The sequence below is a fragment of the Candidatus Mycolicibacterium alkanivorans genome, assembly GCF_022760805.1.
Taxonomy (GTDB): Bacteria; Actinomycetota; Actinomycetes; order Mycobacteriales; family Mycobacteriaceae; genus Mycobacterium; species Mycobacterium alkanivorans.
Genome location: NZ_JAIVFL010000001.1, coordinates 2,646,699 through 2,662,476, shown reverse-complemented (window position 1 = coordinate 2,662,476; position 15,778 = coordinate 2,646,699). Strand labels below are relative to the sequence as shown.

The following is a 15,778-nucleotide window of genomic DNA, read 5'->3' as shown; positions in this document are numbered from 1 at the left end:
ACCGAGAGCGGTCTGGTGGAGCAACCTAGCCTGGGCTTGCTTGAGCAGCTCGGCTGGACAGTCATCAACGGATTTCAGGAAACGTTCGGTCCTGCAGGAACTTTGGGCCGTGACTCGATGCACGATGTCGTGCTCATTCACCGGGTCCGCGATGCCCTCCGAGATCTGAATCCGCTCATCCCCGACACGATCCGCGAGGAAGCACTAGCTGCCCTCGTCCGAGACCGGTCACTGATGGACCAGGTGCGCGCGAATCGCGAAACCTACAAGCTGGTCCGCGATGGTTACCGCGCCGAGTGGACGGACGACCACGGCGAGCGTCAGTACGCGACGGTGCAGTACATCGACTTTCGTGACTCGACGAAGAACGAGTGGGTCGCTGTCCCGCAAATGTGGTTCGCCGGTGACCTGTACCGTCGACGGACCGATACGGTGCTGTTCGTAAACGGCATCCCATTAGTGCTGTTCGAGTTCAAAGACCCCAACCGCCCTGTGAAGGCGGCGTACGACGAGAACCTCACCGACTACCGCGACACGATCCCGCGGCTTTTCGTGCCGAACGGACTTATCGTTCTCTCCAACGGACGAGACGCGAAGGTTGGGGCTACCTACGCATCGTGGGAGTTCTTTAGTGACTGGACTGTTATCGACGCCCAGGGCAACCGAGGCGTTATCGCGTTAGAGACCGCGATCCGAGGCACCTGCACTCCGCACATACTGCTCGACCTAATCGAGAACTTCGTCGCCTACATCGAAAGGCCCGGCGGCCTGATCAAGACGGTCGCCCGCAGCCATCAGTACCACGGCGTCAATGCCGCGATTGACAACCTCTACCAGGTGCGCGCGACAGGCGATAAGCGACTCGGCGTCTTCTGGCACACCCAGGGTTCAGGCAAGTCACTGTCGATGTTGTGGTTCACGCAGAAGGTGCTGCGCCAGATTCCGGGGTCGTGGACATTCGTGATGGTCACAGACCGCACAGAACTTGACCTTCAGTTACACGGCGAGTTCGCTGACGCCGGCGCGATACCTGCGGAGGCCAGGGTTCACGCCTCGTCCATCGCCCACCTGCGCGAGTTGCTCGCCGCCGACCACCGCTACGTCTTCACGCTGATCCACAAGTTTCAACCCGGCAAGGGCGAGAAGTCGATGCCGGTGCTGTCGGACCGATCTGACGTTATTGTCATCACCGACGAGGCGCACCGAAGCCAATACGACACTCTCGCACTGAATATGCGACGCGCGTTGCCGAACGCGTCCTTCATGGGCTTCACCGGAACTCCGCTGATCGTCGGCGAGGAGCTCACCAAGCAACAGTTCGGCGACTACGTCAGTACGTACAACTTCCGTGCCGCCATCGAAGACGGATCGACAGTTCCGCTCTACTACGAGAACCGAATCCCAGAGCTGCAGCTCGTCAACGAGGACTTCGAGGAAGAACTTGAGAACCTTTTGGAGGCGGCAGAACTCGACGAAGCAGCAGAGGGCCAGCTCGCTCGGCGATTCGGCAAGCAGTACACCCTTCTGACCCGTCCCGAACGGCTGCGCAAGATCGCGCAAGACCTCGTCACACATTTTGTAGGACGGGGTTTCACGGGCAAGGCGATGTACGTAGGACTGGATAAAGCCGCCGCTGTCCGCATGTACGACTATGTACGTGAGGCCTGGGACGAGCATCTCGGCGAACTACGGATGCAGCACGACGCCCTACCCGAGCTCGAAAGGCCCTGGCTGGCAAGTCGAATCGAACTAATGGAGACGACCGATATGGCCGTCGTTGTCTCCCAGGGTCAAAATGAAATAGCGGCACTCGACAGCGTCGGCTTGGACATCCGTCCGCACCGCGAGCGGATGAACCGCGAGAATCTGGCCGAGAAGTTCAAGGACGCTGACAATCCGTTGCGGTTGGTGTTTGTCTGCGCGATGTGGATTACTGGCTTTGACGCTCCTAGCGTATCGACAGTTTATCTCGACCGGCCGATGCGCAACCACACGTTGATGCAGACGATCGCGCGCGCCAACCGGGTGTTCCCGGATAAGGACAACGGCCTGATCGTGGACTACGCCGGTGTGTTCCGGAATCTTGAGAAGGCGTTGGCGATCTACGGCGCTGCAAATGCCGACAGCGATGTCGGGTCTCCGATCCAGGATATTGATGCACTCGTCGGCGAGCTAGCCTCCGCGCTCGACAATCTCGTTGCCTTCTGCACCACTCAGGGCGTCGATCTTGCAGCGTTGCGTGATGCGTCCGGATTCGAACACATCGCGTTGCGTGACGCAGCGGTTGAAGCCCTTCTAGCCGATGAGGACGTGCGTACGACTTTTTTGGCCGGCGCTCGGCAAGTACGCAAGCTCTTCAAGGCTCTACTCCCTGATCCGAAAGCTGCTTCTCACCAACAAACAGTGGCCGCAATCCGGGTTGTCGCCGAGCGGATCGCCGATGTAAGCCGGCCAGCGGCGGCCGATATATCCGCTGTGTCGGATGCGGTGGACGCACTGCTTGACCGATCCGTCGGTGCCGAGGAGTACGTCATTCGAGCTGCCGCAGAAGGCAGCGAGCCGGATCCTCTCATCGACCTATCGAAAATTGACTTCGATACTCTGGCAGCCCAGTTCGCTGGACGTAAACGCGCAGAAACTGACCGGCTTGCTGAGTTGCTAAAACAGAGAGCAGCATCTGCAGCGACTCGCAACCCGACTCGATACGACCTCGTTCAGCGGATCGAGGATCTAATCGATGAGTACAACGCCGGCAGTGTCAACATCGACGAGTACCTACGGCGATTGATCGAGCTTTCTCGCACTCTCACCGATGAGGAGCAACGCGCCGCGCGTGAGGACTTGAGCGAAGAAGAGCTGGCCATTTTCGACCTACTCACCAAGCCTGACCCAGTGCTCACAGATGATGATCGCGCCGTCGTGAAGTCCAGTGCCAAGCGACTGCTCTCGCATGTCCATGACAAGGTTGTTCTGGATTGGCGTCGAAAAGCTGCGACAGCTGCTGATGTGCGATCGACTATCCGACAAGTACTCGACGAGAGTCTCCCGGCAGACCCATACCCCCTTGATTTGTTCAATGTGAAAGTTCAGGCGGTGTTTGACCACCTCTTGAGCGCGTACGGCGATGACGGATCCACGGTGTACCGCGGAGAACACGTGCAGCCCGTGCCGTCTCGTGCGTCGGTGGCCACCCTTGAGCTGCCGGACTTGGCGAATATGAGCGATGAAGTGATCGAGCTGATCCGCACCAATGAAGAGGTCGCAGCACGCGTTGCGGACGAACTCCGCCGGAGGGAAGCACAGCTACGTACTGTCGAGCAACTGATCGAGAATGATGAGGATTTCTCCGTGGAGTTCAAGTCCACGGCCAGGTGGGATCTTCGGGAGAGCCGAAAGAGCAAGGCGATTGAAGACGCAGTGGTCAAGACCATCGCAGCCTTCCTCAACACAGATGGCGGAACCCTCCTGATCGGTGTCGACAACCAGGGTGCGGTGCTCGGGCTCGAAATCGACTATGACTGCGTGAGACCGCCCAACGGCGACGGCTTCGTGAACTGGCTGACCACACACTTGATCAATGCGCTCGGTCATAACCCCACAACCCTTGTCCGGGCCAGAATCGTTGTGCATCAAGGAAAGGAGATCTGCCGTGTTGATGTTGGTCGCTACGAGGAAGGTACCTGGGCGAAGACCAGTAAGGGCGAAAGTGTTTTCTTCGTGCGCGTGAACAACTCGACTAGGGCTTGGCCTGAAGGCGATGTGGATGGTTATCTAGCTAGTCGACATCTCTGATGCAGGAATTGGTCAAGGTGATTCCGGGAGTCCTAGTGGATCGCTTTGCCGTAACCAGCGTCAGAATGCGCGACAGGAGGATGCTCCTCATGCCTCGCTCAGGCAACAATGACAACGTGGGGCTCCTCAAGGAGACCGCGGCATCCGAGCGGACATACGCGAATGTGGGAAGTGACGTTCAACTACTCGCAAATGGCTTCGCCCCCACACTTAGGAAGAATCCCTTGATGGAGGCACTCCCCATGTCAAATTGTCCACTTTGGTTGAAAGCGAGGTGCGACGATGCGCGTCACGCACATTAGCGCTAGCAACTGGCGCAACTTCAAATCCCTGGAATTTCCCCTTGAAGATCGACTGTTCATCGTCGGCCCCAATGCGGCCGGTAAATCCAACCTGCTCGACCTGTTTCGCTTTTTGGGCGATGTTGCAGGTCCCGGAGGTGGGCTTGCCGCAGCGATAGACAGTCGCGGCGGATTATCGAAGGTCCGCAGTCTGTTCGCCCGTAACAACAAAAAGGGTAGGCTCATCGTCGACGTCGAGCTGCAGGACGGTGACGATACGTGGCGTTACCACCTGTCAGTGCGTGGGGAAGCAAAGGGACGTAACCGCCCGCTTGTTAGTGCCGAACGTGTGGAACACAACGGCGAAACCCTTCTCGAACGCCCGGACGCGGCCGACGTGGCCGATCCCGAGAGACTCACGCAGACTCACCTCGAACAGATATCGGCAAATCAGAACTTCCGCCCGATCCCTGAGTATTTCGCGAAAGTCCGCTACTTCCACCTAGTCCCGCAGCTGATCCGCGATCCCGCACGGTATGGCGGCGTGTCAGACGATGTCCACGGAGGCGATTTCATTGCGCAGATCAACTCCATCACACCCCGGAATCGGAATGCCTGGTTGAAGCGGATGCAGAATGCCTTGCGTTTTGCGGTACCAGGGTTCGAATCACTGAATTTGGAGGTAGATCCGGCTGGCCGCCCACACCTGGTGGCGGGGTACCGCAACTGGAGGGAGGCGCCGGCTCGCCAGAGTGAAGCCGACTTCTCGGATGGAACATTAAGGCTCATCGGCTTGCTTTGGACGCTGGTGAGCGCTCCGGCCAACGGAGGCGTATTACTTCTTGAGGAGCCAGAACTATCGCTCAACGCTGCCGTGGTCCGGACTCTGCCGACGGTGCTCGCCACCGCTCAGCGAGATCGCAGCATGCAAGTGCTGCTATCAACCCACGCCCCGGAACTGCTTGATGACGAAGGTATCTCGCCTCGAGAGGTTCTAGTTTTGCAGGTTACCGATGATGGCTCAACGGTGACGTTGCTCTCCGATATCGATGAGGTTGCCGATGAACTTGCGGCGGAATTGCCGACGTCGCAGATCGTTGACGGGCTCGTCTCCCCGCAAGACCTTGCTGGCCTCATCGTGGTGGGCGAAGGGAAGCGTCGTTGATCAATCTCGTGGTCGAAGGTGATTCTGACCGAGAAGCGGCCAAAGCGATTGTGGTTTCGACAGGGCGGACGGTCGCGAAAGTCTTTGTCGCCGGAGGTAAGACGCGGCTTGACCCAAAGATCGCCAAGTACAACCAGGCTGCGCGTCAGTCCAGTTGGATCGTCTTCAGGGATTCCGACGGAAAGTGTCCCGCTCGGCTCCGCGCAGAACTCACCGCCGAGATTACGGCGTGGAGCCCAAGATTCTTGCTGCGCATCGCGCATTCGATGACCGAGGCGTGGCTGCTTGCTGATCGGGTCGGCTTCGCTGACTTCTTCCGCGTAAAGGTTGGGCAGGTCCCCGCTGACCCCGAAAGCCTGCCTCACGCGAAGCAAGAGGTTCTGCGACTGTGTGGAAATTCGAGGGCTCGGACAATCCGGCAGGATATGGTCCGATCGACGGGAGAGACCGGCCCGCTATATGTCAACAGACTTAACGAGTTTGCAGCCACGAGATGGGATGTCAGCGGCGCCTCAGCGAGGTGCGACAGTCTTAGCCGGGCAATCCGAAGCATTCAGGGCCTCCCATAACAAGGATCCGCGAGCGAGGTCGGCAGCATCTGCAACTTCATTTGATGCATGTTCGCGATGGTGGAACCTACACACGCAGCCGCGGTTCGTATCGGTGCGATCTTCACGAGTCCTGGTGAGACACGAAACCGCCAATTATTTTGATACAGATATGCGCCTCGCGAATGCAGTTTTGTTGGCGGTTCCCAGCAGGTAACCGCCGACTAAGTTGAGACCGGACAACCGCAGTCATGCTCCCTATCGGTGATGCGGGTGGGTGACCGATCGGAGTTCCAGTCGAGGGATTCCTACGAAGTCGGCGGGATTGCATGTGTATAGCGGTACCGCATGTGCGATTGCGCTGGCTGCGATGAGTGCGTCGTATGCTCGCGCAGCCGGCTTGCGCCCCGACGCGCGCAGCGCCGCCGCTACGCTGCCAAATGCTCGGGCGCAGCCTCCATCAAATGGAAGTACGTCAAAGTCCGCCTCTGCCTGCTGGAGGTGTTGTTGACGGGCACCGCGCTCGGCATCGTCGCGCGCGACGTGCGGACCTACGGACAGCTCGGCCAGCGTTATCGCGCTAATCACCGATTCGTCGGGGAGCTCGGATGGGTCGGATAGCTGGCCTAGGAGGATCACTGTGGAGGTATCCAGCATCCCCCGGTTCTGAGCTTCCGTCACAGCGACGGGTCGATCAGGTTGTCGATGTCGCGTCGAAGGGCACCCGGGTCCACCTGTGGAAGATTCTTACGGCGACCAATCAGTTCCGCTGGTCCGGCGCTGGAACGAGGTAGAGGGCGAAGCTCTGCAACCGGCGTGCCGTCCCGGGTGATGACGATGCGCTCACCGTGCTCGACACGGCGCAGGACTTCTCCTCCGCGGTTCCGGAGTTCGCGCACCGTGACTGTGTCCACAATCGCGAGTGTATCACCGGTGAGACGGTGGCGCGAGGGCCGCAACCTGCGCTTCCTCGTGCGGGCGAATATGCAGGAATCGAATATGTGCAGACCGACCAAAGTCACTTGAGCAGAGGAGTCAACGCGGAACGTTGTCAGGTCGGTCCGTTCGACCTCGGCGGCACGACGAATCAATGCGTCCCGCTCAGGCGTCAGCCGCACCGTGAAACGTTCAGACCACCTACCTACTGTGTGCCCGATAGGCGTACACTCAACCATGACCACGTTTGGCGCGGGCTCGCTGCCCGCGCGGGCCGCGCCAGCAAACGATCGCTCTGCGCCCCGTTCCCTCCGTGTCGGTCCGTCGGAATCAGATACTGCCGCCCGGTTGTCGGGCGCCGCCCCGTCCGCGCCAGCCGAAGTCACCGCCGGCGGGCTGAAGGAATACGGCCAAATCGAATACGGCGGGTTACCAGTACTCTATCCGGCCACACCCACAACCACATCCCGCGCCGCATATCTAACCGGAGAGATGGTCGAGCGGCCCGCACCGTACGCCGTATCGTTCGCGGATCGTGTCGAGGGTCTTGCGGTTGCGGTCGCGCCCACGGCGGTGGTTGAGCCGGAATTTCATGAGGGCGGCCAGCCGCCGCGGCAGCGGATACCAGAGCATCAGGTCGGATCCAAACTCGACGAACACCTTCTTGGGAAGGTGGTCGAAGGCGAGGCTCAAGTTGTACCCGGTCAGCGGGAATACGACCGGCGTCGGCGACTTTCCGGTCTTGGCGCACAACTCTTCGATATCCGCCGCGTATAAAGGGAGGGTGTTGAGCCCGCCGGTAAACATCAGGTGGGTCAGGAAATAGCCCGCTTGTAGCGTGAGCGGGATGACCGCCGATCGGAGCTGTATCGACAGCGTCCGGCCCGAGGGCGAGACGAACGGCTCGAACGGATGCGAGCTGCGGAGTAATAGACCCGTGCAGTTGACGATCCAGGTGCCGTCAGCGAGGCGCTCGGTGTGGCCGCTGCGAAACACGAATTCGGCGGCACCATCGCGGTCGACTACATCGGCGAGGTGTTCGTTTTCGGCTCGGCACAGGCCGTTGGTGATGACCGCCATCTCCGCGTCGGACGTACAACCTCCGAAGCCATGGGCGAACTCGCCTTTGTCGCCCGTTGGACCGGTCCCGAGAACGGAGTAGAACCAGCGCCGGACCTCCTCTTCGTTGGTCCCGTCGTATCGCTTCGCGAACTCGGTGCTCAGGGCGGCGAACGGCAGACCGCCGAGCCAGCGGCGCGCCCCGGTGGCGAACAGGACATCGCGCCGCAGGGCCATGGATCCGCTGCCGACCAGCATGTTCACTTCGCGTCCGGGGCATTGCGTGATGAGCGTGTGGGCGGTGTCGAGACCGGTCTTGCCACCGCCGATGATCCACACCGGGGCGTCGGAGTCGATGATCCGGGGCATGTCGTTCGGGGTCGCCGATTTCACCCGGGCGCTGGAGAAGTTCAGCGGCGGATTCGGCACAACCTGAAATCCGAAGGCCTTGATCAGCCGCTTGGCGGTCACCACCCGGGTCAGCCCATCGGGAGCCCGCAACGTGACCCGGACCAGGCTGCCGGTCTCCTCGTGCGATACGTAGTCCCAGCCAAAACGCTCGTCAACGTCCATCCGACGGGAAAGGACGTCCAGGCAGTGCTGCAGGTGGTCGAGAATCTCCGGCTTGGTCGCCAGGTAGCTGCGCTCCTTATCGAGCGTCCACTTGATGTTCCCGGCGGTGAACAGTTGGTGTGGCTGGTGCAACCGGACGTAGTCGTAGGTGTCGGTCCACATCCCACCGACGCGCGTACGGCGGTCGACGAGCACCACCCGGTCGTTGCGGCCAAGGTACTGACTTGCTGCGAAAAGGGCGTTCAGGCCGGCGATTCCCGCGCCGACAATGCAGATTTCGCACTGATCGATTCGGGGCGTGTCCATGGCTGCCACCCTTCCCCGCAGCTGGGTCCTGGCAGTTCAGTGTCTCGCAGACCAATCCGGCCGACCAGAGTAATCGGCTACTCGATTTCTGGACGCATTCCCGCAGCTTTGTCGGCTCTCGGTGATTGTCAACCAGGCTACTACTCCACTGGGTCGACAGTTCTGACACAGTAAGCGCGGGAGGTTGGCATGGGATGCCGAACGTGACGAACGACGGTGTTTTTCCGGGCGGACCGCTCAGATGGATCCTCCTGCCGTTCCAGCTCACGGGATACGGTTGGTGGCTTCGCGTCATCAACCTTCGTTCCCGGCAACCCGTCGTTGGCACCTGCAACGTAGATGTTTCGCTGGCAAGTCACGGAGTGCGGGTTCGCACGGTGTGGAAAACGATCGAAACAATCGGGCGCGGCGTCGAACGGCCTCGGCGCGTGATCCTCTGGCTGGCCGACGAAACTGCGGTCAAGAGACCGCCCCGTACGTTGCGGCGCCTGGTGCGGCGTGGCCTGGAAATCAACCACTGCGGGGACTTCGGCCCGCACAACAAATACTTTCCCTACGTCATGGCGAGGGAACCGACGCGCACGCTGGTCACTGCCGATGACGACGTCTATTACCCGCGGAATTGGCTGTCACGGCTGGTGGCCGCGCATCGCGACGGCGAGGTCACCGCCTACCGTGCGCGGATTCGCTCCGACGAACCCTACTCGAAGTGGCCTATGTGCACGACCAGCGAACCCTCCGATCGAGTGTTCGCAACCGGAGTCTCTGGTGTCGCTTATCCGCCGGAACTATTGTCGGTGCTGCGGCGTCGTGGTGACGTCTTTGTCACGGTGTGTCCGCATGCGGATGATGTCTGGCTGCACTTCGCGGCGGTAGCCAGCGGAATCCCCGTCCGCCAGGTGTCGAACGTGGCCGCGAACTGGTGGCCGCAACTGGGAGTGGCCGGCATCGGACTGTGGGCCGAGAACGTCATGAACCATGCCAACGACGTGGTCATCGAGCCCACACGCCGCGCATGGTTGGACGGTGCTGACTACCGCAACGGGTAACCAACAACATCACCGCCACGTACAACACGCGCACCGCCACAGCCGCGCATTCTCGGAGTCGGCGGCCTCCAACTCGTAGTCGCGCTGCCGGGCCGCCGTACCCGGTTTGGAAGCGGCCAGCGCCCAGTTGGTCGACAAGGCGCCGGGCGGTCCACCCCGGCCGCACAACGGTCCTACGCATCGCCGACCACTTCCCATTGGAAGCCTACCCACCAGCGGCCGCCGTAGACTTGCGAATAGCGATGTCGTATCCCTCCGCGATGGCCTCGGCGATTCTTGAGTCGGGCCATGTTCATCGGATGGATTCCGCGTTCCGGTTGCCGCACGAACCGCCGCGCTTCCTAGCACTCGGCGGCGGGTTACTCTCAGCGTCGTTGCGACTACTTCCAGTCAAGGGGTGACCCGATAGCAGTCGAACGAGGCGCCAATGACCGAATTAACCCCGTTCTCGAGGTAATCGACAAGGGGCGTTGCAGTGAGGCCCACCCAGCTCCGCTGCTATTCGTTCACGGCGGCTCACATGCCGCGTGGTGCTGGGACGAACATTTCCTAGATTTCTTCGCCGACAGGGGCTATCGCGTTCTGGCCCCGAGCCTTCGTGGTCACGGTAGTAGCCCGACTTCGAAACGCTTGCTGACCTGTTCGATCGCCGACTATGTCGAGGACGTGTGCTCGGTTGCAAACAACCTGACTGCAGCGCCGGTGCTGATAGGGCACTCGATGGGCGGGTTCATCGTGCAGAAGTATCTTCAAACCCACAGTGCCCCCGCCGGTGTATTGATTACATCCACACCGCCGCACGGACACCTCGGCGCCCAGTTGCGATTGATCAGGCGCCATCCGTGGCGTTCAGTTAGATCCCTGATCTTGGGCAAGACGTCGATTCTCTTCTGCACTCCTGATTTGGTACGCGAGAGCTTTTTCTGCGCACACACACCGGAGTCGATCGTCGCGCGCACCACTGCTCGGATTCAGGACGAGAGTCCACGTGCGATCGCTTTGGACATGACGCTTTTGAACCTGGTCAGGTCCAAGGATGTGACAACTCCTCTGCTGGTCGTTGGCGCCGAAGAAGACGGCACCTATAGCCACGCGTATGTGCGGGCCACCGCAGCTGCCTACCACACCGAAGCGGAATTCTTCGCCAGCGTGGGCCACGACATGATGCTCGAGGACGGTTGGCGCGCCGTCGCGGATCGAGTCCACACCTGGCTCGGCTCACACGGACTGTGAAGCCACAAGCAGGATCTGCTCCAGTCGCCGTTTCTCGGTGAACGTCCGCCGCCGGACCCGTTCGGGTACCTCGGGATCGGGACGTCGCGTTCCATCCCGGCCGGTTTGGGCCGGCAGCAAACACCGCGGTGCCGAGCATTCAGCGAGCGAGTCAGCACGACGAGCCCGACCATCACGAGAGCCAGGACCCGACTGGGATCCTGGCTCTCGTACACCGACGTCCACCGACAAGCCTCGTGCTATGCCTGCACCTGTCCGAGGGTGACCTGCACCGTGTGCGACGACCCTGCCGGGTCCTGGTAGGCCAGTGCGACGGCGTCGCCTGGCGCCTTGGAATTGATCGCCGCGACAAGGGCTTCCGGGCCATCGATGACCAGGTCGTCGACCTTGGTGATCATCGCGCCCTTCGGCAGGCCGGCCGCCGCCGCCGGACTGCCCTGAACGACTCCGACCACGGTGGCGCCGTGCCCGCTGTCATCGGAACTCAGTTTCACACCCAGTGAAGCCCGCTGGACGGTACCGGTGGAGATCAGTTCATCGGCGATGCGCTTGGCCTGATCCACCGGAATGGCGAAGCCCAGACCGATCGATCCGGGCTGCGCCCCTGGTGAATCCTGGCCGCCCATCGATGCGATGGCGGAGTTGACACCGATCAGGTCGCCGTTCATGTCCACCAGAGCGCCACCGGAGTTGCCGGGATTGATTGCCGCGTCGGTCTGGATGGCGCTCATCACCGAGTGCTGGCCGGTCTGCTCGTCGCCGGTGGCCACCGGACGGTTGAGTGCACTGATGATGCCGGTGGTCACCGTGCCCTGCAGGCCCAGCGGCGAGCCGATTGCCACGACGTTCTGCCCGACCTTGAGGTCCTTCGAGGAACCGATGGTGATCGGGGTCAGCCCGGAGAGATTCTGCACACGGACCACCGCGATGTCGTCGGCCGGGTCAGTGCCGACAACCTTGAACGGGGCTGTGCGACCGTCCGACAGCGTCACGGTCGCCTGCGGGCCGTCACTGCCGCGGGCTGAGGGCCCGCCGGTGGGCCCGTCGGCCGGATCCTGAGCGTTGGAACCGTCTTGGGGAGCACCCGGCAGCTGCCCGCGCGGCAGGCCGGGAATCTGCCGGTCTGGTGCCCCGTCGGTAGCCAGTTGCCCCGGGTTGCCCGCGCTCTGGGCCACCGCAGCCACCACGTGGTTGTTCGTCAGGATCAGCCCATCGGCGCTGAGCACGATGCCGGAACCCTCCTCGCGCTGCCGCCCGCTGTCGATCTGCAGTTTCACCACGCTGGGCAACACCTTGGCCGACACCTGCTCGACGGATCCGGGCGTGGTGACGGCCGTCTGCTGGCGTTGCGTGGGTGACGACTTGCCCGCGACTACCGGCGCGGGTGCCGAAGCACTCGGGGGGCCCGAATGGTTGACCACAGCCCAAGCTGTGGCGGCGCCGGCCGCCATGGCAACGGCGGCCGTGCCGGCGACCAGGATGCCCGCCCGCGGTGTCTTTCTTTGCCGTAGTTCGCGGCCGGTGGGCGCAGCCGCGAACTGCTCCCCCATGTCGGGACGCTGGCCGTAGGGCTGCTGATACGCCCGGCCGGTGGGTGCCGATCCGTGAGGCGGGTGATACCCGCCCGGGCTCCAGTAAGTCGAGAGCTGTTGGTCGGCAAATTGATTCGACTGGCGCGAATATTCGCTGCCTTGAGACGGATAACTGGAACGGTCGCTCATTGGGCGGGGCTTCATCTTCCTCGAGACACGGACATAATTGCGCCGAACCGGCGATCTCCCCCAGGGTGCCGACGGCGACTGATGATTTGCTGAGAATGGCTTCAGCGCTGCCAAAGACTTTTCGGGTCGCAAACGGCCGTCCGGTCGGGCGCAGCGCTAGCACCGGTCAGCGAAAGCTCGCCCTTTGCAATCCAACTCGCGTTCCGTTCCCCGGCAAACCATGCTTTTCGGCGTGTATGGCCGCTGGTCACAGTTCGGTCTCGGGGGTCGTCCTCGGCTCGGGAATTCTGTTGGCATAACAGCGCTGGTGGGACATGAGCATTTCCGAAGACTCCATTTTCAGCCGGCACGGAATGCGGCTGTAGCGTGGCGGGCGTGAACTCCTCTCGTGTCTCGTCCACTGTCGCACTAGCCGCCTGTGCCGCCGCGTTCGCCATGACCCTCGCCGCATGCGGCTCCGAGGCCAAGACTTCGACGTCGTCGTCAAGCACGCCCTCGGTTGCCGAAGTGGCCACCTCCTCGGTGACGGCGCCGACCACGGCCAGCGCGGCCAGCTCGTGCCCGACGGTGGCGCCCCAGACCGCTGGCACACCGGAGTGGACGCTGACCGGCGCCACCGGCAGCGTCGCGGTCACCGGATCCACCGATACGGCGGCACCGGTGGTCAAGGTCGAAGCGCCGTTCAGCGTGACCGAGACCCAGGTGCACACCCTCAAAGCCGGCGACGGACCCGTCGTCGCCCCCACCGCCACCGTGTCGGTCTGCTACCAGGGCGTCAACGGGCGCGACGGGTCGGTGTTCGACAGCAGCTACGAGCGCGGCGCACCGGCCGAGTTCTCCCTCGACGGAGTGGTGCCCGGCTTCCAGAAGGCCATCGCCGGCCAGAAGGTCGGGTCGACGGTCGCGGTCGCGATGGTCCCGGCGGACGGCTACCCCGAAGGCCAGCCCGCTGCCGGCATTCACAAGGGCGACACGCTTATCTTCGCGATCAAGATTCTCAGCGCCTCGAGCTGAGCCGCCGCGGTGTAGCATTCTGCTACACGCTATTGCGAAGTGCTGCAAGGAGGTGCGATGGCCGACGTCGCAGACCGCGTCATCCGCATGGCCGCCGACCTCGTCGACAGCGCGGCCGCCGAAGGCGCGCGCCAAAGCCGTTCCGCCAAACAGCAACTCGATCACTGGGCTCGAGTGGGGCGTGCTGTCTCCAGCCAGCACACGGCGTCGCGGCGCCGCGTCGAGGCGGCGCTGTCCGGCGATCTCGACCTGGTCGAGCTGACCGTCGAAGAGGGTGTGGTCTTCAACTCCGAGGTCTCCGCGGCCATCGAGGAGAACCTGACCCGCACCCACTACGGTCATCTTCTCGCGGCGAGCGGTGTGGCCGCGGTGGCACTCGACGATGCCGGCGACATCGTCGAGTACCACCCGGAAGGAACCTCGGCGGTGCTGTCCCACGACAGCTGATCGCCGCTGCTCCGCCGCCCGATGAGACGGCTCGACCTCGTCGTTGGACCCAACGGCGCGGGCAAATCGACCTTCATTGCGGTGACGCTCGCGCCACTGCTGTCCCGCAGTTTCGTGGTCAACGCCGACGAGATCGCGTGGCAGCGCTGGCCGCAGGATCCGCCGGGGCACGCCTATGACGCCGCACGCGTCGCCGCTGCCACCCGTTCGGCGCTGATCGCGGGCGGACGCTCCTTCATCGCCGAGACCGTGTTTTCCCACCCCTCCAAGCTGGGGTTACTGGCCGAGGCCCAGGCTGCGGGGTACATCGTCGCCCTGCACGTCGTGATCGTTCCCGAGGACCTCGCCGTGCAGCGGGTGGCCGCCCGGGTGCGCGCCGGCGGCCACAGTGTTCCCGAAGACAAGATTCGCCAACGCCATCGCCGCCTGTGGCCTCTGGTGGCCACAGCGTCGGCCCGTGCCGACCTCGCCACGGTGTACGACAACAGCCGGCTGGTCGGCCCGCGGATCGTGGCTCAGCTCGCTGGCGGTGAGGTCATCGGCTCACCGTCCTGGCCGTCGTGGGCTGCCACGCCACTCACCGCGCGTTGGCCGTGATCGGCTACTGACCGGGAACGGGCACCACGGTCGTCGTCGGCGCGGCCCCGTTCGGCGCGGGCGTTTCGAACTGGTAGCCGGGCGGCGGAGGCCCGCTCGTGGAGTAGTAGCCGGGCGGAAGTGCCGGACGACCGGTCGCCGGCCCGCCACCGCCGCCGGTCGAGGGGGTCTCCGAACCGGGAGCGTTGGTCGACACGTAGCCGGGTGGCAACGCCGGTGCCGGGCCGGCGCCTGGCGGCGGTGCTGCCCCGCCTCCGGAGCCCATGGCTTCCTCGGGGGCGTAGTAGGGGTTCTGGGCCTGGTGCCACAGATCCTTGAGCGTTCCGAGCACGCCTCCGCCGCCGCCGGACCCGTATGTCGGGTTCTGGATCTCCGGCACGTGGGGCTGAAGGACGGGAGGAGCGGGCGGGGCGACGGCCGGATCGCCTGCCGGCGCCGGGGGCTGGTTGGGGGTCATGCCCTGGGGATCCGAAGGCGGCGCAGGCGGTGCTGCCGGGACCGTCGTCACCGGTGCCGGAGCCGGCTCCGCGGGATCGGCCGCGGACAGACCCGCTCCGGCCAGCGCCGCGCCGATGATGCCTGCACCCGCGAGTACCACTGTGATTACGCGATGCCGTTCGGTCATGAATCCGGCGGTCCTCTCTGTTGCGCTCGCTGGGGACTGCTGCCGGGCACGGGATCAGCGAACTCTAGAGGCATCGTCGCACACATCGGCCCCACCGTTACGGCGTGCCGTTGTCCGCCGGTGTGCTGAGATGGTGGTGGCCAACCGGATTCAAACCCTGCTCGGCGTAAACTATCCCGTCGTGCAGGCCCTTCCCCTGGCGGCCGAGGCGTCGACCTGCCCGTCATTGCGGCGGGGGGAATCTGCGACGCGCGCTCGGCAGCGGCGGTATTGCCCCGGTGCCGAGGGCGTCCAGATGGGTCCCCGAATGCTGGAAGGAGGCGATCGTGGCTGCTGACGACGCGGGCACCGTCCTGCTCGACGTTCCGGGCAACCCCACCATGCGGATCCTGCGAACCGGGCGGGGAGTGCAGAACGCGCTGACGTCGGCGA

The 15,778-nt window shown here is 63.1% G+C and carries 12 protein-coding genes and 1 pseudogene; 8 read left to right on the top strand and 5 right to left on the bottom strand.

Translation table 11 applies throughout. The features are described from left to right. Positions 1-15: 15 nt before the first annotated feature. Together K9U37_RS13185 and K9U37_RS13180 are read left to right on the top strand one after the other, a co-directional pair. Entirely contained in the window at positions 16-3,792 is a 3,777-nt protein-coding gene (locus tag K9U37_RS13185; RefSeq protein ID WP_243072067.1) for an HsdR family type I site-specific deoxyribonuclease, read from the top strand. A 282-nt stretch (positions 3,793-4,074) separates the two neighbouring features. Further along, positions 4,075-5,238 (top strand): AAA family ATPase, encoded by a 1,164-nt coding sequence (locus tag K9U37_RS13180; protein WP_243072066.1) that lies wholly within the window; start codon positions 4,075-4,077, stop codon positions 5,236-5,238. 806 nt (positions 5,239-6,044) lie between these two features. Here the strand turns inward: K9U37_RS13180 and K9U37_RS13175 are convergent. The 3 genes from K9U37_RS13175 to K9U37_RS13165 all read right to left on the bottom strand — a co-directional run bounded on the left by K9U37_RS13175 (position 6,045) and on the right by K9U37_RS13165 (position 8,660). Further along, the gene (locus K9U37_RS13175) at positions 6,045-6,443 is read right to left on the bottom strand and encodes a type II toxin-antitoxin system VapC family toxin (protein WP_243072065.1); all 399 of its coding nucleotides are present in this window, start codon (positions 6,441-6,443) and stop codon (positions 6,045-6,047) included. A 20-nt stretch (positions 6,444-6,463) separates the two neighbouring features. Then, a complete protein-coding gene (locus tag K9U37_RS13170) occupies positions 6,464-6,904 on the bottom strand; it encodes a type II toxin-antitoxin system prevent-host-death family antitoxin (RefSeq protein ID WP_243072064.1) in 441 nt (146 codons plus the stop codon). Between the two features lie 298 nt (positions 6,905-7,202). Beyond that, a complete protein-coding gene (locus K9U37_RS13165; protein WP_243072063.1) occupies positions 7,203-8,660 on the bottom strand; it encodes an FAD-dependent oxidoreductase in 1,458 nt (485 codons plus the stop codon). Between the two features lie 194 nt (positions 8,661-8,854). Between K9U37_RS13165 and K9U37_RS13160 the strand changes: the two genes are divergently transcribed. Both K9U37_RS13160 and K9U37_RS13155 read left to right on the top strand, forming a co-directional pair. Next, entirely contained in the window at positions 8,855-9,709 is an 855-nt protein-coding gene (locus K9U37_RS13160; RefSeq protein ID WP_243072062.1) for a hypothetical protein, read from the top strand. A gap of 435 nt (positions 9,710-10,144) precedes the next feature. After that, positions 10,145-10,942, top strand: a complete 798-nt coding sequence (locus K9U37_RS13155; RefSeq protein WP_243073367.1) for an alpha/beta hydrolase — start codon at positions 10,145-10,147, stop codon at positions 10,940-10,942. 239 nt (positions 10,943-11,181) lie between these two features. Here K9U37_RS13155 and K9U37_RS13150 read toward each other — a convergent pair whose 3' ends face one another. Continuing rightward, positions 11,182-12,420, bottom strand: coding sequence for a S1C family serine protease (locus tag K9U37_RS13150; RefSeq protein WP_443627159.1), 1,239 nt, complete (start codon positions 12,418-12,420; stop codon positions 11,182-11,184). 609 nt (positions 12,421-13,029) lie between these two features. On the opposite strand from K9U37_RS13150, the gene K9U37_RS13145 reads away from it, so the two are divergent. The 3 genes from K9U37_RS13145 to K9U37_RS13135 are packed head-to-tail and all read left to right on the top strand — an operon-like array spanning position 13,030 to position 14,721. Then, the gene (locus tag K9U37_RS13145) at positions 13,030-13,677 is read left to right on the top strand and encodes an FKBP-type peptidyl-prolyl cis-trans isomerase (protein WP_372489512.1); all 648 of its coding nucleotides are present in this window, start codon (positions 13,030-13,032) and stop codon (positions 13,675-13,677) included. 57 nt (positions 13,678-13,734) lie between these two features. Beyond that, the gene (locus tag K9U37_RS13140) at positions 13,735-14,124 is read left to right on the top strand and encodes a TA system antitoxin ParD family protein (RefSeq protein ID WP_243072061.1); all 390 of its coding nucleotides are present in this window, start codon (positions 13,735-13,737) and stop codon (positions 14,122-14,124) included. A 21-nt stretch (positions 14,125-14,145) separates the two neighbouring features. Continuing rightward, complete coding sequence (locus tag K9U37_RS13135) at positions 14,146-14,721, top strand: ATPase (RefSeq protein ID WP_243072060.1); 576 nt, start codon at positions 14,146-14,148, stop codon at positions 14,719-14,721. A gap of 4 nt (positions 14,722-14,725) precedes the next feature. Here K9U37_RS13135 and K9U37_RS13130 read toward each other — a convergent pair whose 3' ends face one another. Beyond that, the gene (locus tag K9U37_RS13130) at positions 14,726-15,346 is read right to left on the bottom strand and encodes a hypothetical protein (RefSeq protein WP_243072059.1); all 621 of its coding nucleotides are present in this window, start codon (positions 15,344-15,346) and stop codon (positions 14,726-14,728) included. 210 nt (positions 15,347-15,556) lie between these two features. Here K9U37_RS13130 and K9U37_RS13125 point away from each other — a divergent pair. Next, positions 15,557-15,747: pseudogene (locus K9U37_RS13125) on the top strand (nitronate monooxygenase); the annotation flags it as partial. Between the last annotated feature and the right edge of the window lie 31 nt (positions 15,748-15,778).